At 67.3% G+C, this 22,903-nt stretch carries 25 protein-coding genes; 17 read left to right on the top strand and 8 right to left on the bottom strand.

Going from position 1 to position 22,903, the window contains the following annotated elements; translation table 11 throughout:
- Nucleotides 1-6 precede the first annotated feature (6 nt).
- The 3 genes from ACGG9C_RS15800 to ACGG9C_RS15790 are packed head-to-tail and all read left to right on the top strand — an operon-like array spanning nt 7 to nt 2,705.
- Nucleotides 7-1,254 (top strand): multidrug effflux MFS transporter, encoded by a 1,248-nt coding sequence (locus ACGG9C_RS15800; protein ID WP_390178874.1) that lies wholly within the window; start codon nt 7-9, stop codon nt 1,252-1,254.
- A 6-nt stretch (nt 1,255-1,260) separates the two neighbouring features.
- A complete protein-coding gene (locus tag ACGG9C_RS15795; protein WP_194384418.1) occupies nt 1,261-1,782 on the top strand; it encodes an RpiB/LacA/LacB family sugar-phosphate isomerase in 522 nt (173 codons plus the stop codon).
- A gap of 11 nt (nt 1,783-1,793) precedes the next feature.
- A complete protein-coding gene (locus ACGG9C_RS15790) occupies nt 1,794-2,705 on the top strand; it encodes an NADP-dependent oxidoreductase (protein WP_194384419.1) in 912 nt (303 codons plus the stop codon).
- 87 nt (nt 2,706-2,792) lie between these two features.
- Here the strand turns inward: ACGG9C_RS15790 and ACGG9C_RS15785 are convergent, their stop codons facing one another.
- The gene (locus ACGG9C_RS15785) at nt 2,793-4,169 is read right to left on the bottom strand and encodes an NADP-dependent succinic semialdehyde dehydrogenase (RefSeq protein ID WP_194384420.1); all 1,377 of its coding nucleotides are present in this window, start codon (nt 4,167-4,169) and stop codon (nt 2,793-2,795) included.
- 137 nt (nt 4,170-4,306) lie between these two features.
- Here ACGG9C_RS15785 and ACGG9C_RS15780 point away from each other — a divergent pair, with 137 nt between their 5' ends.
- Genes ACGG9C_RS15780 through ACGG9C_RS15770 form a run of 3 tightly spaced genes read left to right on the top strand, consistent with a single transcriptional unit; the run spans nt 4,307 to nt 7,040 of the window.
- On the top strand, nt 4,307-5,008 hold the full coding sequence (locus ACGG9C_RS15780; protein WP_390178873.1) for a GntR family transcriptional regulator: 702 nt from the start codon (nt 4,307-4,309) through the stop codon (nt 5,006-5,008).
- The gene (locus tag ACGG9C_RS15775; RefSeq protein WP_194384422.1) at nt 4,998-6,005 is read left to right on the top strand and encodes an ornithine cyclodeaminase family protein; all 1,008 of its coding nucleotides are present in this window, start codon (nt 4,998-5,000) and stop codon (nt 6,003-6,005) included. Before ACGG9C_RS15780 ends, ACGG9C_RS15775 begins: the two co-directional genes overlap by 11 nt.
- Nucleotides 6,006-6,020: 15 nt before the next feature.
- Complete coding sequence (locus ACGG9C_RS15770) at nt 6,021-7,040, top strand: dihydrodipicolinate synthase family protein (RefSeq protein ID WP_194384423.1); 1,020 nt, start codon at nt 6,021-6,023, stop codon at nt 7,038-7,040.
- A gap of 2 nt (nt 7,041-7,042) precedes the next feature.
- On the opposite strand, the gene ACGG9C_RS15765 is transcribed toward ACGG9C_RS15770, so the two are convergent.
- Genes ACGG9C_RS15765 through ACGG9C_RS15755 form a run of 3 tightly spaced genes read right to left on the bottom strand, consistent with a single transcriptional unit; the run spans nt 7,043 to nt 8,292 of the window.
- Entirely contained in the window at nt 7,043-7,390 is a 348-nt protein-coding gene (locus ACGG9C_RS15765; RefSeq protein ID WP_194384424.1) for a type II toxin-antitoxin system PemK/MazF family toxin, read from the bottom strand.
- Nucleotides 7,384-7,626 (bottom strand): CopG family transcriptional regulator, encoded by a 243-nt coding sequence (locus ACGG9C_RS15760; protein WP_194384425.1) that lies wholly within the window; start codon nt 7,624-7,626, stop codon nt 7,384-7,386. The genes ACGG9C_RS15765 and ACGG9C_RS15760 overlap by 7 nt, the downstream gene beginning before the upstream one ends.
- A gap of 3 nt (nt 7,627-7,629) precedes the next feature.
- Nucleotides 7,630-8,292: a TetR/AcrR family transcriptional regulator gene (locus tag ACGG9C_RS15755; protein WP_194384426.1), complete on the bottom strand. Its 663-nt coding sequence runs from the start codon at nt 8,290-8,292 to the stop codon at nt 7,630-7,632.
- A 142-nt stretch (nt 8,293-8,434) separates the two neighbouring features.
- Between ACGG9C_RS15755 and ACGG9C_RS15750 the strand changes: the two genes are divergently transcribed.
- From ACGG9C_RS15750 to ACGG9C_RS15720, 7 genes are all read left to right on the top strand, one after another.
- A complete protein-coding gene (locus tag ACGG9C_RS15750) occupies nt 8,435-9,958 on the top strand; it encodes an FAD-binding oxidoreductase (protein ID WP_194384427.1) in 1,524 nt (507 codons plus the stop codon).
- Nucleotides 9,955-10,566, top strand: a complete 612-nt coding sequence (locus ACGG9C_RS15745; protein ID WP_390178872.1) for an SDR family NAD(P)-dependent oxidoreductase — start codon at nt 9,955-9,957, stop codon at nt 10,564-10,566. Before ACGG9C_RS15750 ends, ACGG9C_RS15745 begins: the two co-directional genes overlap by 4 nt.
- Nucleotides 10,567-10,655: 89 nt before the next feature.
- Nucleotides 10,656-11,423: a cyclase family protein gene (locus tag ACGG9C_RS15740; RefSeq protein WP_194384429.1), complete on the top strand. Its 768-nt coding sequence runs from the start codon at nt 10,656-10,658 to the stop codon at nt 11,421-11,423.
- Nucleotide 11,424: 1 nt separating this feature from the next.
- Nucleotides 11,425-12,402 (top strand): fumarylacetoacetate hydrolase family protein, encoded by a 978-nt coding sequence (locus tag ACGG9C_RS15735; RefSeq protein WP_194384430.1) that lies wholly within the window; start codon nt 11,425-11,427, stop codon nt 12,400-12,402.
- 114 nt (nt 12,403-12,516) lie between these two features.
- Nucleotides 12,517-12,810, top strand: coding sequence for a putative quinol monooxygenase (locus tag ACGG9C_RS15730; protein ID WP_194384431.1), 294 nt, complete (start codon nt 12,517-12,519; stop codon nt 12,808-12,810).
- Nucleotides 12,810-13,772 (top strand): fumarylacetoacetate hydrolase family protein, encoded by a 963-nt coding sequence (locus ACGG9C_RS15725; RefSeq protein WP_194384432.1) that lies wholly within the window; start codon nt 12,810-12,812, stop codon nt 13,770-13,772. Before ACGG9C_RS15730 ends, ACGG9C_RS15725 begins: the two co-directional genes overlap by 1 nt.
- Before the next feature lie 74 nt (nt 13,773-13,846).
- On the top strand, nt 13,847-14,773 hold the full coding sequence (locus tag ACGG9C_RS15720; RefSeq protein WP_194384433.1) for a LysR family transcriptional regulator: 927 nt from the start codon (nt 13,847-13,849) through the stop codon (nt 14,771-14,773).
- A 16-nt stretch (nt 14,774-14,789) separates the two neighbouring features.
- On the opposite strand, the gene ACGG9C_RS15715 is transcribed toward ACGG9C_RS15720, so the two are convergent.
- Both ACGG9C_RS15715 and ACGG9C_RS15710 read right to left on the bottom strand, forming a co-directional pair.
- Nucleotides 14,790-15,092, bottom strand: a complete 303-nt coding sequence (locus ACGG9C_RS15715; RefSeq protein ID WP_194384434.1) for an NIPSNAP family containing protein — start codon at nt 15,090-15,092, stop codon at nt 14,790-14,792.
- Nucleotides 15,092-15,877 carry an SDR family NAD(P)-dependent oxidoreductase gene (locus ACGG9C_RS15710; RefSeq protein ID WP_194384435.1) on the bottom strand — a complete coding sequence of 262 codons (786 nt, stop codon included), beginning with the start codon at nt 15,875-15,877 and terminating at the stop codon, nt 15,092-15,094. The genes ACGG9C_RS15715 and ACGG9C_RS15710 overlap by 1 nt, the downstream gene beginning before the upstream one ends.
- A gap of 261 nt (nt 15,878-16,138) precedes the next feature.
- Between ACGG9C_RS15710 and ACGG9C_RS15705 the strand changes: the two genes are divergently transcribed.
- Genes ACGG9C_RS15705 through ACGG9C_RS15695 form a run of 3 tightly spaced genes read left to right on the top strand, consistent with a single transcriptional unit; the run spans nt 16,139 to nt 19,868 of the window.
- Complete coding sequence (locus tag ACGG9C_RS15705) at nt 16,139-17,254, top strand: substrate-binding domain-containing protein (protein ID WP_194384436.1); 1,116 nt, start codon at nt 16,139-16,141, stop codon at nt 17,252-17,254.
- A 32-nt stretch (nt 17,255-17,286) separates the two neighbouring features.
- Nucleotides 17,287-18,852, top strand: a complete 1,566-nt coding sequence (locus ACGG9C_RS15700) for a sugar ABC transporter ATP-binding protein (protein WP_194384437.1) — start codon at nt 17,287-17,289, stop codon at nt 18,850-18,852.
- A gap of 59 nt (nt 18,853-18,911) precedes the next feature.
- Complete coding sequence (locus tag ACGG9C_RS15695; protein ID WP_194384438.1) at nt 18,912-19,868, top strand: ABC transporter permease; 957 nt, start codon at nt 18,912-18,914, stop codon at nt 19,866-19,868.
- Between the two features lie 278 nt (nt 19,869-20,146).
- On the opposite strand, the gene ACGG9C_RS15690 is transcribed toward ACGG9C_RS15695, so the two are convergent.
- Both ACGG9C_RS15690 and ACGG9C_RS15685 read right to left on the bottom strand, forming a co-directional pair.
- On the bottom strand, nt 20,147-21,337 hold the full coding sequence (locus tag ACGG9C_RS15690; RefSeq protein ID WP_194384439.1) for a 4-hydroxybenzoate 3-monooxygenase: 1,191 nt from the start codon (nt 21,335-21,337) through the stop codon (nt 20,147-20,149).
- An 88-nt stretch (nt 21,338-21,425) separates the two neighbouring features.
- A complete protein-coding gene (locus ACGG9C_RS15685) occupies nt 21,426-22,178 on the bottom strand; it encodes an IclR family transcriptional regulator (RefSeq protein ID WP_194384440.1) in 753 nt (250 codons plus the stop codon).
- A gap of 82 nt (nt 22,179-22,260) precedes the next feature.
- Between ACGG9C_RS15685 and ACGG9C_RS15680 the strand changes: the two genes are divergently transcribed.
- Nucleotides 22,261-22,902: a nucleotidyltransferase domain-containing protein gene (locus ACGG9C_RS15680; RefSeq protein ID WP_194384441.1), complete on the top strand. Its 642-nt coding sequence runs from the start codon at nt 22,261-22,263 to the stop codon at nt 22,900-22,902.
- The last annotated feature ends 1 nt before the right edge of the window (nt 22,903 follow it).

Raw genomic sequence — 22,903 nt, 5'->3', positions numbered from 1 at the left:
GCGATCGTGGTGAGTGAGACATCGGCGCCGGCAGTGCTGAGGAGTGGGCGAGGCCTGTCTGCAGGGCTCCTGCTGGCTGTCGGTACGCTGGCGATGCTCGGGCCCCTATCGACGGATGTCTTCCTGCCCGCGTTGCCGACCATCGCCCGAGAATTCGGCGAACCGGCAGACCGCGCTCAGCTCGCGCTCAGCGCGGTGACGATCGGCATGGCCGTCGGCCAATTGTTCTCGGGCCCGATCTCGGATGCCGTAGGGCGCCGTCACCCTCTGCTGGCAGGCAGCGCGGCGATGGCGCTTTTCGCGTCGGCCTGTGCGCTTGCGCCGCAACTGTGGCTGCTGATCCTGGGTTGCTTCCTCATGGGCTGCGGCGCGGCGACCGGCTCCACGGTGGGACGCGCCGTGATCTCGGATATCGCCGTCGGGCGCGAACTGACGCGGGGCTTCGCGTTGCTGGGCACGCTGATGGCAGTGGGGCCCGTTGTCGCCCCGGTCGCCGGTGTGCTGCTCATGGCGCTCTGGGGCTGGCGGGGGATCTTCGTCGGCGTCGCGATCGTCGCAGCGCTGACGTTCATCGCTTTGATCGTCGCCGTTCCGGAGTCGCTTCCTGCTGAGCGCCGGGTGCGGGGAGGACTCCGCGCCGTGCCGCGGTCGGTCGCGACCGCCGCGCGATCCCGAGCATTCTGGTGCGGAGCCGTCACGGTGTGGGCCGCGTTCGCCGCCAGCTTCGGCTACATCGCAGCAGCGTCGCACGTGCTGCAGACCGGTCTGGGCTTCTCGCCCGCCGGCTTCGCCATCACGTTCGCCGTGAACGGGGTCGGTCTGATTCTCAGCGGTCTGGTCACGGCGCGTCTGTCCGGCAGATGGAGCGACCACCGCATACTCGGGTTGGGTCTGTCCGTGCTCTCCATCGGCGCGATCCTCGTCGCCATCGCCGGCTTCGGCGGAGTCCGATTGGTCTGGTTGATCCTGCCAGGATTCTTCTGCTTGGCCGTCGCCTGCGGGCTCTACATCGGCCCTGCGCTCGCGGTCGCCGTCCAGGGGCTGCGTGCCGTCGCCGGAACCGCACTCGCGCTCGTCGGGGCCATTCAGTTCGTCGTGGCGGGCATCGTCGCCCCGCTGGTCGTCCTCGGCGGCGGGAGCGATCTGGTGCCGCTGGCCGCTGTGGTCGTCCTGGGCACCGTCGTGGCGTGGGCGGGGTGGCTGCTGTTCCGCCCCGCGCCGCAGCAAATCATCACCGAATCAACGAGGAGTTGAGGAATCATGACACGCATCCACCTCGCCGCCGATCATGGCGGCCACGAACTCGGCCGCGCACTGCACCAGCGTGCCGAGGCCGCAGGCTTCGACGTCGTCTGGCACGGAGCCGACGAGGTTGATCCCGGTGACGACTACCCGGTGTACGCCATCCGCGTCGGACGAGCGGTGATCGACGATCAGGATGCCGGCACCGACGCCTTCGCCGTCCTCGTCGTCGAGGAGCCCGCCGCCGGCGTCGTCGCGGCGAACAAGGTCAACGGCGCGCGCGCGGTTCCCGCCACGACGCCCAACGTGGCGATCTCCACGCGCAGCATCCTCGACGCCAACGTCCTCGTGCTGGGCGGAGACGCCTACGAGCAGTCCGCGTGGCTCACGACGTACGCCTTCGTCACGACGGGGCTCGCCCACGTCGTCGATCACGGCCGGCGGATCCTGCAGATCGAGGAGTACGAGAACTCCGGGACCATCGAAGGCTGGGCAGTGCAGCTGGAGCCGGAGCAGATCGCTCGGCAGTACAGCGAGTGAAGGTTGACAGCATGAGGGCAGTGAAATATCAGCGGACCGGAGGGCCGGAGGTGCTTAGCCTGGTCGAGGTTCCGAATCCGGAACCCGGCGCGGGCGAAGTCGTCGTTCGGGTGCGGGCTGCCGGCCTGAACCCGTTCGATGCGAAGCTCCGCAGCGGGTTCATCCCCTCCGATGCGCCGTTCCCGCGTCGCATCGGTTCGGATGTCGCGGGGTTCGTGGTGTCGACGGGGGCGGACGCGCAGTACTGGGATGGTACGCCGGTCTCGGTCGGCGACGATGTGCTGGGCCGCGCTGCGGGCTCCGTCGCGGAGCTGGCCGTCGCGAAGGCGTCCGATCTCGCCCGGTGCCCGGCCGGCTTGCAGGTGGAAGCGGCCGGCGGGCTCAATGTCGCCGGTCTCACCGCCGTCTCGGTTCTGGCGACAGTTCCTGTCGGCGCCGGTGACACAGTGCTGGTCGGCGGCGCAGCCGGTGCGGTCGGACTGGTCGTCGCGCAGCTCGCCGTCCGGGCGGGCGCGAGGGTGATCGGAACGGCGTCCGAGCGCAACCACGGGCTGCTGCGATCTGTCGGCGTGGAATCGGTATCCTACGGCGACGGGCTCGCCGACCGCGTGCGAGCGCTGGGGTCGGTCACCGTCGTCTACGACTGCCACGGACGTGACGCGCTCGACGCCGGCGTGGAGCTCGTGGTGCCCGTCGAACGGATGGTCGCCATCGCCGCGTATGACGCCATCGAAGAACTGGGCGTGCAGAACGTGGAGCGCGAAGCGCGCACAGCGAGCAACCTGGCCCGTCTCGCCGAAGACATCGCAGCGGGTCGCCTCGTCTTCCCCGTCGCCCGCACGTTCACGCTCGACGAGGCTGTTCCGGCGTTCCAGGCGTTGGAGTCCGCGCACGCTCCGGGCAAGATCGTCATCACCCCCTGAGATCCGACCCGGAGGATCCGAAGAGTCGCGCCGGGACAGCGAGCATCTCGACTGTCCCGGCGCGACTCTCGTGCTGAGCCGGAGCTCTCAGGCCTTCCACACCGTCTTGAGGTTGCAGAACTCGCGGATGCCGGCTGCGGCGAGCTCGCGGCCGACACCGGAGTCCTTCACCCCGCCGAAGGGAAGCTCGGGATATGAGGCCGTCATGCCGTTGACGAACACGGCGCCGGCGTCGAGGTTCGTCACGAACCACTCCTCCTCATCGGCGTCGTTCGTCCATACGGACGAGCTCAGACCAAACGTCGTGCCGTTGGCCAGGCGCAGCGCGTCCTCCCGGCTCTCCGCACGGTAGACGGATGCCACCGGACCGAACGCCTCCTCGAGGTAGAGCCGCATCTCGGGTGTGATCCCGGCGAGCACGGTCGGCTCGTAGAACCATCCGTCGTGCTCGGGCACACGGCCACCGGCGAGCACCTGTGCACCCTTGCCGACGGCATCCTGCACCTGCTCCGCCAGCTCGTCGCGCCCGGATGCGGTCGCCACCGGGCCGACGTCGATCGACTCGTCGAACGGATCGCCCACCTTCAGCGCCGCTACCTTCTCGGCGAACCGCCGCGTGAACTCGTCGTAGACGTCGGCGTGCACGATGAAGCGCTTCGCGGCGATGCACGACTGGCCGTTGTTCTGATTGCGCGCGGTGACCGCGACGGTGGCGGCGCGCTCGATGTCGGCGCTGGCCAGAACGACGAAGGGGTCCGAGCCGCCGAGCTCCAGTACCACGTGTTTGACCTCGGAGCCGGCGATCGAGGCCAGCGACCGGCCGGCCGGCTCCGAGCCGGTCAGCGTGGTCGCCTTGACTCGCGGGTCGCGCAGCACGCCCTCGACGCGGGATGCGGGGATGAGCAGCGTGTGGAACGCGCCGACGGGGAACCCGGCGCGCTCGAACAGCGTGTCGAGGTACAGGGCGGCCTGGGGGACGTTCGACGCGTGCTTGAGCAGACCCGTGTTGCCGGCCATCAGCGCGGGGCCGGCGAAACGCAGCACCTGCCACAGGGGGTAGTTCCAGGGCATGACGGCCAGCACGATCCCGATCGGCGCATAGCGCGTGCCGGCGACCGAGGCGCCGACTGCGGAGGGGTCGGCGAGCGGCTCGGGGGAGAGGAACTCTTCGGCGTGGTCGGCGTAGTAGCGCAGGCCCTTGGCGGACTTGAGCACCTCGGCGCGGGCGGCCTTGATGGGCCGGCCCATCTCCAGGGTGATGAGGCGTCCGAGTTCGTCGACGTCGTCTTCGAGGAGCTGCGCCGCTGCGAGCATCCACTCGGACCGCTGCGCGAACGTGGTGCTCCGCAGCGCCTCGAAAGCGTCCTGCGCCGCGGCGATGCGGCGCTCCACCTCTTCTTCGGAATGGGCGTCGAACGTCTGCTCGGTCTTACCGGTGAAGGGATTGATCGTCGCGATGGCCATGGGATGCTCCTCTTCGAGTGAACGGGCGTCTCGGTGAGCGTACGCCGCAGCGGCGTGCCCGATCCATCGCGGATGTCGATGACTGGCATGGCTCGGACAGGCTGGTTCGACATTTGATATTCGATCAACATGGGGCCATGACCGCATTGCAGCCCCGACGGATGACTGACCAAGTCGTCCGTGTCCTCCGCGACCGGATCGTGTCCGGTGATCTCGCCGCCGGTGCACGCGTCGAGATCAACGAGCTGTGCGCGGAGCTCGGCGTCAGCCCGACGCCGGTGCGGGAGGCGATCCTGCAGCTCGAGGCACTCGGACTGGTCACCCGCCAGCCGTACCGCGGCACCGTCGTCACCGGAATCGACCCGAACCGCCTCGAGGAGATCACCGCGCTGCGGATCGACCTCGAGGGCCGTGCCGCACTCCTCGGAGTGCCGCGGCTCAGCGACGACGACATCGAGCGCATGCGACGGATCCACAGCCGGATCCTCGAGCGACCGCACTCGGACGCCGAGTCGTTCAACACGCTGAACCGCCAGTTCCACGCCGTGATCTACAACGCCGCCGATTCGCCGACCCTGTCGCGCCTGATCGCGGTCCTTCAGGACGAAGCCGACCGCATCCGCATGCACGTCGATGTGAACGACGGAACCGCCGAGGCTTTCCACGCCGAGATCCTCGAAGCGTGTGCACGACGCGACGCCTCCGCGGCCTGCGACGCCACGCGCCGGCACCTGTGGGAGAGCTGCATCGCGATGCGCGGCGGAGACCGAACCCTGCCCAACGGCCTCCTCGCGGATGTCGTCGCCGAGACCCGGATGGAGATCCCCCATGACCGATGACGGATTCCGAGCAGAACCCGCGACGCTGTTCCTCACGGACGAGGATGTCGCAGCGCTCGCCGACTGGGACCACGTGATCGCCGCGCTGCGCGAGGCGTACACGCGCGAGGATGTGCCATCGTCAACACCGGAACGCGCCGTCGCCACGACCGCCGCAGGCTGGCAGCGGGTCATGCCCTCCGCCCCTCCCGGCGCCAAGTTCGCCGGATCGAAGACGATCGCCGCGTCGATGCGCAACGGGCTGGCGAGCTACCTCATCACGCTCTTCGACCAGCAGGACTCGCGTCTGGCGGCCCTGATCGACGGCAACCGCATCACGGGCCTGCGCACAGCCGCAACAGCCGCCGCGGCACTGACCGCGCTGCTTCCCGCCCGGCCGATCACCGTCGCGGTCGTCGGATCGGGATTCGAAGCCCGGGCTCAGTTGCGCGCCGCATCGCGCATCGCGGAGATCACGGCGGCGCGGGTTTCGAGTCCGACGCCCGCCAACCGCGAGCGGTTCGCCGCAGAGCTGAGCGAAGAGCTCGGCATCGACGTCATCGCGGTGGGCTCCGCCCGCGAAGCGGTTGAGGGCGCCGATCTGGTTCTGGCGGCGGCACGCTCACGCGACGAGACGCCCACCGTGATGTCCGAATGGGTGGCCGACGATGCCACCGTCGTCTCGGTGGGGTCCACCACGCCCTCGCAGCGCGAGCTCGATCCCGCGCTCATCGGCCGAGCCGGCTTCATCGTCGCCGACGCCCTCGCGGAGGTGCTGCACGACAGCGGAGACATGATCGTGGCGCGCGAAGCGGGCTTCGACCCGGATGCCGTCACCATCTCGTTGCACGACCTGCTGGGCGGGCGAGCGACCAGGCCTCCGCAGGGCATCGCGATCTACAAGTCCACCGGCAGCGGCTTCCAGGACATCGTCCTGGCCGAGCTGCTGTACGACCTCGCCGTCGAACAGGGGCGTGGCACGCCGCTGCCCGTCGGCATCCTGACCATCCGCAAGTGACACGAAAGAGAGACCATGGCTGAGTACACGAGAGCAGAGGCCCGCGACTGGGCGCGTGAGCGCCTCGTCGGAGCGGTGAACTGCACGATTCCGTCCTTCACGACCGACCTCACCGCCATCAATGAGAAGGGCATCCGCCATGACGTACGGCTCGCCAAGGAGCACGGCTTCCTCGGATCCCTCGCCGTCTCCGAGGTGAACATCACCCTGCCCGAGTACCTCGACTTCATGGAGATCATGAAGGACGAGGCGAAGGGCGACGTCGTGATCGTGCACCACGGCAGCTGGAGCACGCTCGAGCAGAACATCGAGGCGGTCAAGGGCGCCGAGGCGGCCGGCGCCGAGCTCGTGCTGCTGTCGTACCCGCCGAACTTCTACCCGCAGTCCGAGCAGGAGATCTACGACTACACCAAGGCCGTTTGCGATGCGACGAACCTCGCCGTGATCCTGTTCCCCATGTTCCTGTGGGGCTTCAGCAGCCGCATCCATCCGTCCGACATCCCCGCGCGTCTCATCCGCCGGATGCTGGACGACATCCCCAACATCGCGGTCATCAAGGCCGAGGGCGGATTCCCGAGCATCATGGGCATCGTCGAGGCTCATCGCCTCTTCGGCGAGGAGGTCGTCATCTCCTGCCCGATCGAGGGCGAGCTGCTCCCGCTCGGACAGCTCATTCCGCTGCAGCTGTCGGCCACCAGCGACCACGAGTTCTGGGGACCGACGATCCCCGAGGCGATGCGTCTGCTGCAGGCGGGCAAATTCGACGAGGTGACCGAGCTGTACTGGAAGATGCACCCGGCTCGCAAGGCGAAGGGCGCCATGGCGCAGCAGCTCAACGGCGGGCATTTCATCGACCGACAGCTGTGGAAGTTCCAGGGATGGCTGCGCGGCTACAACGGGGGCCCGCTGCGGCTGCCGACGCAACGCATCCACGACGCTCAGATGAACACGCTCAAGCAGGGGCTGCTCGCGTCGGGATTCGAGCCGACGACGGATCCTTTCAGCGAGTTCTTCGTCGGACGCAACCCGGCCTGAGCTCACACGCCCAGCACGAGCCGGATGCCCGTCGCGATCTCCTTCAGCAGATAGGCGGGCACCCGGCCCGCCGGGTACGGATCGATGAACTGTCGGCTCACCGGGCCGACCTGGGAGACCACGGCCACCGAATGCTTCTCCAGCCCGGACGCTTCGGCGGGAAGCAGGACGTTGCCGGGGAATGCCTCCAACGCGACGTTCGACGTCAACGGCACGACGACGGCAGTGGCGATCGTCGACGCCAGCAGCCAATCCTCCTGAACGACGACCGCCGGGCGCGCCTTGGCAGGTTCCGATCCTCGGGGGTGACCGAAATCGACCCAGACGACATCGCCGCGCGCGATCACCATTCGGTATCCGCGATGGTGCGCTCCGAGGCCCGCAGGAAGTCCTCGTCTGCGACCGGTTGCCCGCTGCGACCGATGACAGCGTCGGCGATCGCGGTGAGCTCGCTTTCCCCTTCCAGCGCATCGGCGAGTTTGTGGGCTGCGAGGCGGTAGAACTCCGACCGGTTCATGCCATGCTTTCGCGCAGTGCGTTCGAAGCGCTCGAAGTCGCCGTCGGGGACGGAGATGGCTGTCTTCATACATCAAGTATGAAGGGTTATACCTGATCGATCAAGCCTGCGTTCGAGCAGCAGCGCTCGTACGGCGATGTCCTGAAGGTCGGTGATGAATCGCTCATCGTCGACCTCGGGGCCGATGTCGAGAGCGCGCCGGTGGGCGACGCGCGACATCAGCGCGGCGAACACCACGCGAAAACATGCGTCGATGCGCTCAGGCGACGCATCGCGAAGGTGTTCCGGATGCCGCAGCACCAGTTCACGGAACCGGGCGGCGACTTCCATGCGCGCCGTTCGCGTAATCCGGGCGACTTCGTCGTCGTCCTCGGCGCGCAGCACGATGGTGCGCAGGAAGAGATCGTTGGCGAGGGAGGTCGTCGCGATCGCGAGCACGGCTGTGCGGATGGCGTCCTCGGGTGAGTCCGAGTTTCCTGCGGAGGCCAGCGCCTCGCCCTGCTGGCGGCGGATCGGTTCGAACCCGTGCTCGAAGACGGCGGCGAACAGCACCTCTTTGTTGCGCGCACGAGCGTAAATCGTCGGTGCGCTCACATGCGCGCGGGCGCAGATCGCGGCAATCGTGAAGCCCGCATACCCATGCTCCTCGAGGATCTCGACGCCGGCGTCGAGGATGCGCTCCCACGCGAGGTGCGTGCGCTCCTGCTGCGGGGGGCGCAGATCGTCGACGGGCATGACTCAACGATAGTCAGCCGGCGACGGCCCCCGGCGGACGATACCTCGCATCGGAGATGTGGTGTTGCCCCCACGGGCAGGCGGGTGTCGGATGAACCATAACGAACACTATGGTTTTGCCACCAAGCCTCGAAGGAGAGAGATGACTACGGCGACCCCGGACTTCCTGCCCGTTGTCCGTACCGAAACTGATTCACGCGCTGTACAGGCGGCGCTGGCAGAGATCGCCGGAGTCGTCGGCGTCGACCAGGTGATGACCGGCGACGGCGGCGAGTTCCGCGACCCGTACCAACCCCTGGACTGGGACGCGTTCGCCGCGGCCGGCGTGGTGTTCCCCCGCAGCAGCGAGCACGTGCAGAACATCGTGGGCATCGCCGCTCGCCACGGCGTACCGCTGTGGGCGCAGGGGCAGGGGCGCAACAACGGCTACGGGGGAGCCGCGCCACGGGTCTCGGGCGGCATCACCGTGAACTTCCGCCGGATGAACCGCGTGATCGAGATCGACACCGAGCTCGGGGTGGCGCTCATCGAGCCGGGAGCGAGTTTCCAAGACATCTACGATGCGATCGAGGCCGCCGGCGCCGAGCTCATGGTGAGCGTTCCCGACATCGGCTGGGGATCGATGGGCGGAAACCAGCAGGACAACGGACTGACCTATCTGCCGTATGGCAAGGACTGGCGGAACATCTGCGGTCTGGAGGTCGTCACCGCGGACGGCGAACTGCTGCGAACCGGAATGGGCGCGATGGAGGGCAACGCCAGCTGGAACCTCTACCGGCGCAGCCTCGGCCCGACCATCGAGCCGCTGTTCTTCCAGGGCAACTTCGGGATCGTCACGAAGCTCGGGGTGTGGTTGATGCCGAAGCCCGAGGCCATCACCCACGTGCACGTCGATGTGGCGCGCGACGAGGATCTCATCCCGCTCGTCGACGCACTCAGGCGCCTGCGTCTGGACGGGACGATCGACGGCGTGCCCTGCATCCTCAACACCCTGCTGATCGCCAGCACCATCGCGCCGCGCGAGCACTGGTACGCGCCGACTGACGGCGTGATCCCCGACGAGGTGATCGATGAGATCGCTGCGAAGATCGGCATCGGCCGCTGGCACCTGCGCTTCGCGCTGTACGACGACCCGGAGATCGCGCAGATCAAGCTCCGCAAGGCCATCGAGGCATTCGGGGCGATCCCCGGCGCCGTGATCCGGCATACCACGACCGGCCGCGACGAGTGGGCGGACCTGCCCGACCCGTCCGACCGGGTCTACGCGGGTGTGCCGAACCTGGACTGGAACACGATGGCCGGATGGCGCGGCGGCCATCACGGCGGGCACATGAGCTTCGCACCTGTGGCGCCTCTGTCGGGTCGGCAGGTGTACGACATGCAGATGTGGCTAAAGGCGCAGTTCGAACGCAACGGCCTCGATCACACGGCTGACCTCATCATCATCAATGAGCGCTCACTGTGCAGCGTCGCCGGCATCACCTTCGACATCGACGATGTCGAAGCGACGGCCGACGGCTACCGGGTCATGCAGGAGCTCGTCCGCGAGGGCGGGAAGATCGGCTACGGCGAGTACCGAGCGCACCTGCACTTCATGGATCTGGCGCAGGAGCAATACGGCTACAACTGCGCGCGGACGGACTCGTCGTGGCGAGTCTGGACGTGATCGAACCCGAAGGCCCCCGAGAAGGGACCATCGACCTGATCTGCGACATCACCGATCCGTCGGCCGTAGCATCCGCCATCGAGCGGGTGCGCGCCGAGGCCGGCCCGGTGTCGATCGTCGTGCACTGCGCGGCGTATCAGGTGATCTCTCCGTTCGGGCGGCTCGATCCCGAGTCGTGGGCGCGCACGTTCCGCGTGAACGTCGACGGCGCATTCAACGTCGTCCGTGCAGCACTGACCGACATGCAGGACGCAGGCTGGGGACGAATCGTGATGATCACGTCGTCGAGCCAGTTCGCCCCGCCGCCGGGGATGACGCACTACATAGCCAGCAAGGGCGCACTCACCGGCATGGTGCGTGCGTTGGCGACCGAACTCGGGCCCGATGGCATCACGGTGAACGCCGTCGCCCCTGGTCTGACGGCGACGAAGCATGCGCTGCACGACGTGCCGCCGGAGCACTTCGAGACGGTGCGGTCGCGTCAGGCTGTTCCGCGCACCGGCGAGCCGAGCGACATCGCCGCCGTCGTCTCGTTCGCAGCCTCCGACGACGCGGCCTTCATGACGGGGCAGACGCTCCTCGTGGACGGCGGCGAGAGCCGGATCTAGTGTTCGCCGATGCCAAGCATCCGCGCCGCCCGGTGTCGCGAAGACACCGGACGGCGAAGGATGGTGACACGCTGAGCGAAGGAGCCTGCATGCGCATCATCGATCTGTCGATGCCGTTGGACGACGTTATCCCCGTAGACCCGCCGTTCCTGCGGCCGAAGATCGAATACAAGGATCACATCGCCGGCCTCGCCGACATGCACGCCATGTACGGCATCCGACCCGATCAACTGCCCGACGGGCAGGGGCTCGCCGCTGAGACCGTCACCATCACCACGCACGCCGGAACCCATGTGGATGCCCCGTGGCACTATCACCCCACCATGAACGGCGGGGAGAAGGCATGGACGATCGACGAAGTGCCGCTGGACTGGTTCTACCGGCCCGGGGTCAAGCTCGACCTGCGCCACCTCCCGAACGGACACCTCGTGACACCGGCCGACATCGATGAGGCTCTCGAGCGCGCCGGCCATGAGCTGGCGCCGTTCGACATCGTGCTGATGCACACCGTTGCCTCTGCGGCGTATGGGCGCGACGACTACATCGACACCGGCATCGGCTTCGGCCGTGAGGCGACGCTGCACCTCACCGACCGCGGGATCCGAGTCGTCGGGACCGACGCCTGGGGCTGGGATCTGCCCGTCTCGATCAACCGGAAGCTGTTCGAGGAGACCGGGGATCCATCGATCGTGTGGGAGGGGCACAAGGCCGGAACAGACGTCGGCTACTGCCAGATCGAGAAGCTGCAGAACCTCGAAGACCTTCCGGATGCCGGCTTCACCGTGGCGTGCTTTCCCACTAAGGTGCGCGGCGCCTCCGCCGGCTGGACTCGCGCCGTCGCGATCGTGGAGGACTGACGTGCGTATCGCGCGATGGGAGCACGGCGGTGCGGCCGCGGAGGGAATCGTGCACGAGGACCGCGTCATCGCGTTCCCTGATGGCGTGACCACGGCAGGGCTGCTGGCCGCCGGACTGCATGCCGCACTGACGGTCGGGGAGCAGTTGGTCGACGTTTCCGAAGCCGACGAACCGCGGCTGGCGGATGTGACAATACTCGCACCACTCGACCCGCGGGCCATCCGGGACTTCGTGGCGTTCGAGGAGCATGTGGAAGGTGTCGCCGTGTCGGTCGACGGCCGCGGCGGGGTCCCTGCGGCGTGGTACCGGTACCCCACGTTCTACTTCACCAACCCGCACTCTGTTCTGGGGCCCGACGAGTTCGTTACTCCGCCGACTACGCAAGCGCTGGACTTCGAACTCGAGGTCGCCGCCGTCATCGGGTCTCCTCCACGGGACGGCTCGAATCTGACGGCTGAGGAGGGCGCCGACGCCATCTTCGGCTACACGATCATGAACGACTGGTCGGCGCGCGATGTGCAGTCCCGCGAGATGGAGGTGCGCCTGGGACCCGCCAAGGGCAAGGACTTCGGGACAGCCCTCGGGCCCTGGATCGTGACGGCTGACGAGGTCGCCGATCTCATCGATGACGAGGGCTTCCTCGGGCTCGAACTGGAAGCGCGCATCAACGGGGAGCGGATCGGACACGATCTGCTGTCGAACATGGGGTGGCCGTTCGGCGAGCTGGTGGCCTATGCCTCGCGCAACACCCGTGTCGTGCCGGGAGATGTACTGGGCTCCGGCACATCGGGCAACGGCGGATGCCTGGGCGAGCTGTGGGGACGCGCGGGCGAGCGTACACCGCCGCCGCTCATCGAAGGCGACGAAGTCACCCTGATCGTCGAGCGCCTGGGAGAGCTGCGCGGCCGGGTCGGTGCGGTCCGCGACGTGCCGGAAATCCCGCCGGCGCGCCTGCGGAGCCGTGCTCGCAGGCGATGACACCGCGCCGCCGATAGCAGGCATCGCTTCTTCTCACTGGTCGGGTGATCGCAGCATCCGTACCGTGAGAGAAGCCGGGAACACCCGACGACGATGTTGAGAGAGGAACCCCTGATGGCCTTCGTATGCAGCGCAACTTGGATCGCCAAGCCCGGAGAGGAGGAGACCGTCCGCGACGCCCTCGAGAAGCTCTCGCCGGCGTCCCGCGAAGAAACCGGCAACCGCTACTACCAGGCGTACCAGAGCCCGGACGAGCCGAACGTCTTCCGCATCTTCGAGGTCTATGACGACGAGGCCGCGTTCAAGGCCCATGGCACCTACCCGCATTTCGAGCAGTGGGCGCTCGGCCAGGCCATCCCGGCGCTGGAGACTCGTCAGCGCGACTTCTACGAGACGCTCGACTTCTGATGCCCCGCTACGCCCGCTACATCGAGCATGGGATCGTGCACACCGGCACGGTCCGCCATGATCGGGTGCACGACCTGCCACTGGATGCCGACATCCTCGCCTTGCTGCAGGCGCCGCAGGCGCAGCGCAACGACGTGTTGCTCCGCGGTGGCAAGCAGCAGCGCAAGCACGTCTCCGAGACGACGCTGCTGCCCCCGGTCGAGCCGCGGGCGATGCGCGACTTCCTGGTCTTCGAGGCGCACATCGCCGGAATGAAGAAGAATGAGCCGGGCGACGGCACGGTGCCGGAGCAGTGGTATGAGGCGCCGGCGTTCCTGTTCATGAACCCCTGGTCGGTCGTGCCGACGGGGGCCGACGTTCCGATGCCCCCATTCACGCAGAAGCTCGACTTCGAACTCGAAGTCGCGATGATCGTGAAGAACACCGTCCGTGACGTGCCCCTGGAAGAAGCGCACGAGCACATCGCCGGCTTCTGCATCCTGAACGACTGGTCGGCCCGCGACATGCAGGGCAACGAGATGCGCGTCGGCCTCGGCCCCAACAAGGGCAAGGACTTCGCCAATACCCTGGGTCCGTGGCTCACGACGCCCGATGAGCTCGAGCAGTACCGCGAGGGCGATCGCTACGCCCTGGAGATGAGCGTGGCGATCAACGGTGAGGTCATCGGAACCGACAACCTGCGCAACATGTCGTGGTCGTTCGAGGAGATGCTCGTGCACGCCTCACGCGACGCCTGGGTCGGCGCGGGCGATGTGCTCGCCACAGGGACGGCCTCTCAAGGTGCGCTCTCGGAGCGCTGGGCCCGGAATGGAGCTCTTACGCCTCCGCCGCTGCAGGTCGGTGACGTCGTCACGATGACGGTGGAGGGTCTGGGAACCATCGAGAACCGGATCGTGGAGCAGGCCAGCCCGGCATACACCGTTCCGCGAGCACGGCGTACGTACGGACCCGATCGGCTGTAACCGACGACCCCTGGGGCGGGGCGGATCCGCTCGGATATGCTGTGGGTGATGCGCAAAGGAGCGGAACTCACGGCATGGATGATCTTCGCGGTATCGACATCAACCTGGTCGTCGTGCTCGACGCCGTGCTCACCGAACGCAGTCTCACCCGCGCGGGAGAATCGATCGGCCTCACCCAGCCGGCGGTCAGCGGAGCGGTCGCCAAGCTGCGCACCATCATCGGCGACCAGCTGCTGATCCGCAGTGGCCGCACGTTCGAGCTCACCGATAAGGCCCGTGAGCTGCAGCCGGTCGTGCGCGAAGCCGTCGAGGAAGTGGGGCGCACGTTCAACGTGCGACCTGCTTTCGACCCGGCGACCAGCGACCGGCAGTTCCGGATCTCGGCGTCCGACTATGCGCTGTCGGTCATGACCGCTCCGCTACTGGCGGTGCTCCAGGAGGAAGCGCCCGGCATATCCGTCGAGTTCGACCCGCTCAACCACGTCGGCCCGGTGGATCTGCTGCGCAAGGATGTCGTCGTCGCCTCGTCCGACCGCACCGTGCCGGGCAAGCATCAGTCCCTGTTCTCCGACACGTTCGTCTGCCTCGTGCGTCGCGGGCATCCGAACCTCGTGGACGAAGCGCTGACCCTGGACGACCTGAACACGCTGCCGTATGTCGATGTGACCTTCGCGGACGAAGTCCCGATGGTCGTCCGCGACGCATTAATGAGCGCGGGGGTCACCCCGTTCACCGCCATGAGCGTGTCGGGGTTCCTGCCGGTGCCCTTCATGATCGCGGGCACCGACCGCTACGGCTTCGTCCCCGAGCGCATCGCCGAGCTGTACGCCGATGAGCTCGGTCTCACGATTGCTCGGACGCCGGTGTCACCGCCGACCTTGGTCGAGGTCGTCTATTGGCATCCGTCGAAGAATGACGATCCGGCGCTGCGGTGGCTCGTCGGCATCCTACGTATGACGGCCGAGCGCGTCGAATTTGCCTCCGACCCCGTCGACGTCTGAGTTGCACCGGTCCCGCTCATCGCACCCGCTGGGGGAACCCGACGGAAGCGCGGCGCAACGGCGGGGCGACGGCGATCGCAGCCTCTCTCTCGGGATCCGCTTCGTAGACGGCATCGGCGCGCCGGAAGTCCGCTACGCCGCCGGGATACGAGATCGCCCACGTGAATGTTTCACGATCACGATCGAGATACGCCCACTCTATGGTGAAGCCGGCCCGCTCCCGCAGAGCGGGGATGTGCGACGACCACCAGGAGAGGAACTGCTCCGACGTTCCTTCAGCGAGGTCGTAGTGCCGCAGCATCAACGAGCGCTCGGTCATCAGTCGCTCACCAGCGTTCCGCCGTCGACGACGAGATTCTGACCTGTCGTGAAACCACCCGCCGCCGAGGCCAGGTACAACACGGTGCCGGCCACGTGGCTCGGGTCTCCGAAGCGCTTCATCGGAGTCTTGGCCAGACGCGCTTCCCGCCCCGGGCCCTCTGTGATCGGCTTGGCAAAATCGGTGGCGATGACGCCGGGTGAGATGGCGTTCACCCGCACTCCGTGTTCGCCCCACTGCACGGCCAGATTGCGAGCGAGCTGTGCGCTCGCCGCCTTCGTGATGCCGTACAGGCCGATGTGCGAGTTGCCGCGGAGACCGGAAAGGCTCGACATGATGACGAATGATCCGCTGCCGCGTTCGGCCATCTGTGGGATCGTGAGATTCGCCAGACGCAGCGCGCTTCGCACATGGATGTCCATCATGCGATCGAGTTGATCGTCTGTGCTCGTCGTGTGCGGACCGGTGTCGAGGGCGGCTCCGGCGTTGCACACCACGGTGTCAATGCGACCGTGTTCTGCGAGGGTGTGGGTGACTAGTGCCTCGAGCTGCGCAGGGGACGTCACATCGCAGGCGAACCCTTCGATTGAGAGCCCGGCGGCTGCACGATCGGCGGCGACCTGCTCGGGACGCTCTGACACCAGCCCGCTGAGAATCGTCCGCGCCCCGGCAGAGGCGAGCAGCTCCGCTGTCGCGAGCCCAAGACCGGAGGTCGCACCGGTGACCAGGGCGACGGTCCCGTCGAGGGAGAAGAGTTCGCCTGCAGACGGAGTCGTCGTTGTCATGGTCTTTACGGTAGGGGTGCCGCGTCCTGGTCCGCACCGTGTGCGCACGATGCCAGGCATCGATCAACCGTGCGGATCGGTCGTATGCGGTCCGTCGATGGTTTCCATCGTCGCGCCGCTATGGTCAGTTCAGGGCCCGCCGTCTTGAATGAAGCACATGGCTCCCGCACCGGAGCCTTGCGGCAGCGCGGCCGACCCGAGTCAAGCGATGCCGCCTAACCCAGGAGGCAAGTTGTGATCAAGGCAAGAACAGCGACATCGGTGTCAGCGCTTCTTCTCGCAGCACTCGTCATCTCCGGTTGCAGCAGCGACACGGAGACCCCGAACACCGGCGGCGGCAGCGGCGACATCAGCGCCGAGGCGCAGGCTGCGCTCGACCGTGCGTACGAGGGCGTCGGATCCGACCTTTCGGGCCTCGAGCCGGTCACTGTCCCGGACGATCTCAGCGTGTACGTGATGTCGTGCGGCGAGCAGCTCGCCACCTGTCACCAGCCCGCTGCAGCCGTCGTCGAAGGCGCGGAGGCCGCGGGGTGGAGCGGTCAGATCGTGGACGGGAAGCTGAGTCCCGAGGGATTCGCAACCGCGATCCGACAGGCAGTAGCCGGCGGAGCGGACGTGCTCGTGCCGATCGGCATCAGTTGCAGCGCTGCTGCCGCGGCCTTCAAGGAGGCGGCCGATGCCGGGGTTACCATCATCGGCGGTGGCGGTGTGGACGACTGCGACCCGGCGGTCTGGGATTCGGAGCGGCTCTGGCTGGCGGATGCCCCGCAGACGGGCTTCTTCGGCGTCTTCGGCGAACTAATGGCCGATTACGCGTACGGCAAGAATCCCGACGGCGTCAAGGCGATCGTGATCAACAGCACGACGAACGCGTGGGGGCCGTGGATCACGCAGGGATTCGAAGACCAGCTCGCCGAGCTGGACGGTGGCGAGGTTCTCGACACGATCGACGTGTCCGACCCGGAGACCGCCGACAACTCGTACCTGCAGAAGGTGACCAGCGCGCTCCTGGCCAACCCCGACGCCAACACACTGATCGTTCCGACGGATAGCTATCTCGAGACGGGCCTCGCCGCCGCCGTCGATCAGGCCGGATTCGCCGACCAGCTCACCGTGATCGGCGCCTTCGGCGGCGATGGTGCGATCGACATGATTCGCAGTGGACAGCCCGGCATCACCGCTACGGTCGCGATGGGCAACTCCTGGCAGGGATGGGGTTCGATCGATACCGCCATCCGCGTCCTCAATGGTCAGGATGTCGCCTACATCGGACAGTCCGTCCAGGTCGTCGATGCCGACAACAACCTGCCAGAGTCGGGCTCGTACGAGGGGTCGATCGACTTCCGTACCAAGTTCCTCGAGGCGTGGGGCAAGTGACGTCATCGACCATCGGTTCTGGGGTGGCGGACGTGAGCCCGTCGCCCCAGGGCGCATCCGTCGCGCTGCAGATCGAGCATCTGAGTAAGGACTTCTCGGGCACGCGTGCTCTCAACGACGTGTCCTTGCGGGTTCGACCCGGCACCGTGCACGCCCTGCTGGGCGGCAACGGCTCGGGAAAGAGCACCACCATCAAGATCCTCGCCGGCGTCTATTCTGCGGATTCCGGTGAGCTTGAGTTGTTCGGCCGGTCGCTGGACCTGCTGCACGGCTATACGCCGACGACCGCGCAGGCGGCGGGACTGCGTTTTGTTCATCAGGATCTCGGTCTGTTCGAAGATCTCTCGATCGAAGAGAACTTCGCGTTGGATAACGGGTACCCGAGGCGCGGCCCCGGCATCGACTGGCGCGGCCTGCGAAGCCACGTCGCAACGCTGTTGCGGGAGTACGAACTCGCCGCGGACCCCCGGACGCGCGTCGGCGACCTGCGTCCGTCGGATCGGACCATGGTCGCGATCGCCCGAGCGCTGCAGGATCAGGCCGAAGACAGTCGACAGGTGCTGATCCTCGACGAGCCGACAGCACGGCTCGCCGCGCATGAGTCGGAGCTGCTGCTGCAGCGGGTCCGCCGCCGCGCCGAGCTGGGACAGACCGTCATCATCGTCAGTCACAGACTGCGCGAGGTGCTCGCGGTCGCCGACGACTTCACGGTCTACCGCGATGGGCGCGTCGCAGGCTCTATCGTCGACGGTTCGCCGACTGAGGACGAGTTGATCCAGATCATGGCCGGTCGCGCAGTCAAGGCTCTGCGGCCCACGGGCGAGGCCGCGAACGCGGATCGCGAACCGGTCTTCTCTACCTCGGGCCTGCGCGGCGGACCGATTCGCGGGGTCGATTTCACGGTGCACCGCGGCGAGATCCTGGGTCTGGCCGGTCTGGTCGGCTCGGGGCGATCAAGCGTGTTGAAGATGATCTTCGGAGAGCACGAGATGGATGCGGGTTCAATGGAACTCGGCGGCGCACCCTTTCGACCGCGAAGCATCGGCGACGCGATGGATGCCAGGATCGCGCTCGTGCCTGAGGACCGAGGCTCAGAGGCGGCGTTCGCCGACCAGTCCGTCTCGGAGAACATCGCCGTCGCCACGCTCAACGAGAATTGGACGCGTGGACTCATGCCTCGCGGCCGCGAGGCGAGCACCGCGACCGAACTGATCGCTTCGTTCGGCGTCAAGGTCGCCGGGCCCGACGCGCTCTTCTCCTCGATGTCGGGCGGAAACCAGCAGAAGGTGGTCATCGCCCGATGGATGCGGCGCAACCCGCGCTTGCTGCTGCTCGACGAGCCGACGCAGGGCGTCGATGTCATGAGCCGCGCCGATATCTACGACGTCATCCGGCGCGCCGCCGCCGACGGCTGCGCGGTTCTGGTCGCCTCCAGCGACCTCAGCGAGATCCGCGCGCTCTGCGACCGGACCCTCGTACTGAGCCGAGGGAGGATCACTGATGAGGTGCTCTCCGGCGAACTCGACGTGGACGGCCTGACGAGCCTCGTCCTGCGCGAGAAGCCAACGAACGACGCGACCACGGAGGCGCAGCCATGACCCAGACAATGCCCCCAGTCACTACAGGGACGGTGTCCATTCCCGTCAAGCGGCGACCCGTGCCGCTGAAACTGCTTGAGGCGTACGCGCTACCGCTGCTAACCGTGCTGGTGTGGGTGTTCTTCGCGCTCTTCCCGGCGTCGTCGGGAGCGTTCCCGACGAGCAACAACCTCAACGTAATCCTCGGCAGCCAGGCCGTCGTAGCGCTCGTCGCGGTCGCGGCGCTGTTCCCCCTGGTTTGCGGCTACTTCGACTTCTCGCTCGGCGCTACGGCGGCAATGGCGCAGGTGCTCTGCGCGGGTCTCATGGCGAACGTCGGGCTGCCGTTGTGGGCGGCGGTGATCATCCCGATTCTCCTGGGAACGCTCGTGGGAGCGGTGAACGGGTTCTTCGTCACGAGGATGGGTATGAGTCCGTTCGTCACGACGCTCGGCATGGCCATGCTGATCGCCGGTCTGATGATCTGGTACACGAACGGTCAGACGATCATCAGCGGCATCGATCCGGCGCTGATACGATTCGGCTCATCGCGGCTGGGCGGCGTCCCGTTGGTGTTCATCATCACCCTGGGCGTCGGAGCGGTCGCGTGGTACTTCTTCACGCACACGCCTTACGGCCGATCGCTCTATGCGATCGGATCGAACGCCACAGCTGCGAAGCTGGTCGGCCTCCCGGTCAGGAAGAATGTGTGGTGGAGCTTCGTCGTCGCCGGGTCCATCGCGGGCGTCGCGGGTGTTCTTCAGCTCGCGCGCACCGGGTCGGGGACGGCGTCCGATGGTAATTCGCTTCTGTTCCCGGCACTCGCCGCGGTCTTCCTCGGTGCCACGGCGATCCGTCCCGGCTTCTTCAATGTGATCGGCACCCTCATCGGTGCGATCTTCGTGTCGATCTCTGTCAGCGGTCTGACGTTGTCGGGTGCGAGCGGCTGGGCTTCGAACGTGTTCAACGGTGTGGCTCTGCTCGCTGCTGTCGGATTGTCGACGTACCTCGGCCGCCGGCAGCGTTCCGGGTCGTAGCGAACCCGACGGTGCCGGGTGACACGGCCCCTGAGGCGCCGTCGCCGATCGAGATTATGCTGCAGTCAGTTCCGCGGACGGCTCGGACTCCTTCCAGATTTCCGCGCATCAGTAGCTTTCCGGTGGCATCCGATGCACGGCGAAGACCCCGCTCACGCGTGGTTTCGTTTTCCGACAGCAACGCCCGACGTGCAGCCATGGAGTGCAGGCCTCGGCAAGGCCGAAGCGGAATCCGGTGGGGCCGACGGCGTGAGCGGACCCGTCGTTGAGGCGGTGTGTTATCCCTCGGGGGTTCCGTCCGTCAGCGGCCACCCGGTGTAGGCCTCGGCGAGGTAGGTGCTCCCCGCGGTCGAGTCGGCGACGGTGCGCAGTTCGCCGAGCTGTCGGAGGCGATCGAAGTCGGTGTCGGCGGGACTGCGGTGGAGCATCTGGGTCATCCACCAGGAGAAGTGCTGGGCTTTCCAGATGCGTCGGCGCGCGGCATCGGCCCACCCGTCGATCAGTGTCTCGTCGGCGGCGTTGAGGAGCGCATCGAGGGCTCGGGCCAGGAGGATCACGTCGGCTACGGCGAGGTTCATGCCCTTCGCGCCGGTCGGTGGCACGGTATGTGCGGCGTCGCCGACGATGGCGGCGCGGCCGCGGCGCAGTTCGTGAGCGACGAAGGAGCGGAACCGGAGGACGTCTCGTTGGAAGATGGGGCCCTCGATGAGGTCGTGGCCGGGGACGCGGCTCTGCAGGGTGTCCCAGATCTCACTGTCACTCATCGCGTTCGGGTCGTCGTCGGGGTCGCACTGGAAGTACATGCGTTGTACCTGGGGTGAGCGCTGGCTGATGAGGGCGAATCCATCGGGGGAGTTGGAGTAGATGAGCTCATCGGCGCTGGGCGGAGCTTCGCAGAGGATGCCGAACCAGGCGAACGGGTACTCGCGGAAGGAGCCGCCATGGGGGCCGGTGATCGCGCCGCGGACGCACGAGCGGGAACCGTCGGCACCAACGACGAAGTCCGCTTCGATCTCGATCCTCAAGCCGTCTGAATCGGTGGCGAGCACCCGCGGGTGGTCGGTGTCGACGCCGTCGACCCCGGCCACGGAGACCCCGAAGCGAAGATCCTGGCCGCCGCGAAGACGAGCGGCGATGAGATCCTTCAAGGCCTCGTGTTGCGGGTAGAGCCAGACCGCGCGGTCCGCCAGGGCAGTGAAGTCGATGCGGTGTCCGGTGCCGTCGAAGCGCAGCTCGATGCCCTCATGCCGGGACCCGACGCTGTGGACGCGCGAACCATCGATCTGGGCGAGGAGTTCCACGGTGCCCTGCTCGAGGATGCCGGCGCGGATCGTGGTCTCGATCTCCTCGCGGGTGCGTTGGTCGACGACGATCGACTCGATGCCCGACTCGGCGAGCAGATGCGAGAGGACGAGGCCGGCGGGGCCTGCGCCGACGATGGCGACGCGCGTGCGGATGCGGGTTGTCATGAGTGTCTCCTTCGACAGGGTGCGACACTCATACTCCGCGGCGGGGCCCGTGGCGCCCCGCCGTATCCCGATCAACGGGATTTCATTCTCAGTGCCGGTAGCCCATCGCCCGTTCGATGTTGCGCGCGGCGAGGTGGAGCTCTTCGAGGGCGAACTCCACACGACGGTCTCGCGGGAGAACGACCGAGATGGCGGCGACGGTGCTTCCGGCCTCGTCGCGCACCGGAACGGCGACCCCCGTGGAGACCTCCTCGATGTAGCCGGGAGCGACGGCGTGCCCGATGCGCCGTACTTCGGCGAGTTTGTCACGGACGGCTGTCGGGTCTGTCGGAGTCGAGCGGGTGAGCGCGCGGAGGGGGGCGAGGAGGATGCGCTCCCGCAGCTCGGGGTCGGCGAAGGCGAGGAGCACGAGCCCGGACGACGAGGCGTGCAGGGGAAGTCGCCCGGCGATGCGGGTGATGTTGGCGCCGGCATCCTCTCCACTGAGGCGTTCGAGGAAGAGCGCCTCGTCCTGTTCCAGGACGGCGAGCTGGGTATGCTGCCGCACCCGCGCCTGCACGCGCTCCATCGCTGGGCGGGCCGATTGACGCAGCTGCAGTGCGAAGGACGAGCGGGTCGCAAGTTCCCACAGACGTATGCCCACACGGATCCGACGATCGTCGTCACGGTCGAGGAGCCCGGCGTCGACGAGCTCGGCGATGATCCGGTGAGCAGTCGATGACGGCAGACCGGCGCGGCGACCGATCCCGGCCGCGGTCTGGACCGTCCGGGTCGGCGTGAAGGTCTCGAGCACACGGATCAAGCGGTCTGTCATCGAGTCGCCGGAAGGGGAGTTCGCCACGGCCGAAGCATGCCATGGATCCCCACTGAACGGGATCCAGCTGTCCTCGCGTGGACCAGAAGGGTGGAGGTAGCCTCAGAGCATGTCGGCCGTCCCCGTCTCTCCGTGGGCCCCCCTCGTCCCAGAACAGCTCCCGCGGATGTTCGGGGGCACCGGGGCGCGGTGGTGGCTCTCCGGTGGCGTCGCCCTGGATCGTTGGCTCGGGGTGCCGATCCGGGCGCGCGAGAACATCGACATCAGCACGACGGCGGCGGACCTGCCGTCAGTGGTCACGGCGTTGACCGCGAGGTTCAGTGTGTGGGCGACGGTGGACGGTGAGGTCCGGCCGTGGGCTGAGGCTTCTGCCGAGGAGGACCTGCAGCCGGTTCTCGTCCACGACGACGCGATGGAGGCGTGGGTGCTCCAGGTGAACGTCGAGGACGGTGCACCGCGTGCCTGGATGTACAAGCGCGATCCGCGTCTGACGCTCCCGTGGGATCGCGCGGTGCTCGACCTCGGCGGCATTCCGACCGGGGCGCCCGAGGTGCAGCTCGTGTGGAAGGCGTTGCGCCCGCGTCCGGAGGATGACCTCGACAAGGACGCGGTCCTGCCGACGCTCGCGGGGGAGGCGCGGACGTTCTTCGAGACGGCGTTGCTTCGCATCCACCCGCACTCGTCGTGGACGATTCCGATCCGCAGCCCGTTCGCGCCGGCGAAGGCGAGCTGGAACCGCCCCGGCGTCTAGA

The organism is Microbacterium sp. MTN4-26 (assembly GCF_042846595.1).
GTDB classification, from domain to species: domain Bacteria; phylum Actinomycetota; class Actinomycetes; order Actinomycetales; family Microbacteriaceae; genus Microbacterium; species Microbacterium luteum.
Note: the sequence above shows the minus strand (reverse complement) of the source record. Positions and strands in the feature narration are given on the sequence as shown.

Bases quoted from the DNA above. Each gene is read 5' to 3' on its own strand.
- ACGG9C_RS15795 (WP_194384418.1), top strand. From the start codon at position 1,261: ATGACACGCATCCACCTCGCCGCCGATCATGGCGGCCACGAACTCGGC.
- ACGG9C_RS15790 (WP_194384419.1), top strand. From the start codon at position 1,794: ATGAGGGCAGTGAAATATCAGCGGACCGGAGGGCCGGAGGTGCTTAGC.
- ACGG9C_RS15785 (WP_194384420.1), bottom strand. From the start codon at position 4,169: ATGGCCATCGCGACGATCAATCCCTTCACCGGTAAGACCGAGCAGACG.
- ACGG9C_RS15780 (WP_390178873.1), top strand. From the start codon at position 4,307: ATGACCGCATTGCAGCCCCGACGGATGACTGACCAAGTCGTCCGTGTC.
- ACGG9C_RS15775 (WP_194384422.1), top strand. From the start codon at position 4,998: ATGACCGATGACGGATTCCGAGCAGAACCCGCGACGCTGTTCCTCACG.
- ACGG9C_RS15770 (WP_194384423.1), top strand. From the start codon at position 6,021: ATGGCTGAGTACACGAGAGCAGAGGCCCGCGACTGGGCGCGTGAGCGC.
- ACGG9C_RS15765 (WP_194384424.1), bottom strand. From the start codon at position 7,390: ATGGTGATCGCGCGCGGCGATGTCGTCTGGGTCGATTTCGGTCACCCC.
- ACGG9C_RS15760 (WP_194384425.1), bottom strand. From the start codon at position 7,626: ATGAAGACAGCCATCTCCGTCCCCGACGGCGACTTCGAGCGCTTCGAA.
- ACGG9C_RS15755 (WP_194384426.1), bottom strand. From the start codon at position 8,292: ATGCCCGTCGACGATCTGCGCCCCCCGCAGCAGGAGCGCACGCACCTC.
- ACGG9C_RS15750 (WP_194384427.1), top strand. From the start codon at position 8,435: ATGACTACGGCGACCCCGGACTTCCTGCCCGTTGTCCGTACCGAAACT.
- ACGG9C_RS15740 (WP_194384429.1), top strand. From the start codon at position 10,656: ATGCGCATCATCGATCTGTCGATGCCGTTGGACGACGTTATCCCCGTA.
- ACGG9C_RS15730 (WP_194384431.1), top strand. From the start codon at position 12,517: ATGGCCTTCGTATGCAGCGCAACTTGGATCGCCAAGCCCGGAGAGGAG.
- ACGG9C_RS15725 (WP_194384432.1), top strand. From the start codon at position 12,810: ATGCCCCGCTACGCCCGCTACATCGAGCATGGGATCGTGCACACCGGC.
- ACGG9C_RS15720 (WP_194384433.1), top strand. From the start codon at position 13,847: ATGGATGATCTTCGCGGTATCGACATCAACCTGGTCGTCGTGCTCGAC.
- ACGG9C_RS15715 (WP_194384434.1), bottom strand. From the start codon at position 15,092: ATGACCGAGCGCTCGTTGATGCTGCGGCACTACGACCTCGCTGAAGGA.
- ACGG9C_RS15710 (WP_194384435.1), bottom strand. From the start codon at position 15,877: ATGACAACGACGACTCCGTCTGCAGGCGAACTCTTCTCCCTCGACGGG.
- ACGG9C_RS15690 (WP_194384439.1), bottom strand. From the start codon at position 21,337: ATGACAACCCGCATCCGCACGCGCGTCGCCATCGTCGGCGCAGGCCCC.
- ACGG9C_RS15680 (WP_194384441.1), top strand. From the start codon at position 22,261: ATGTCGGCCGTCCCCGTCTCTCCGTGGGCCCCCCTCGTCCCAGAACAG.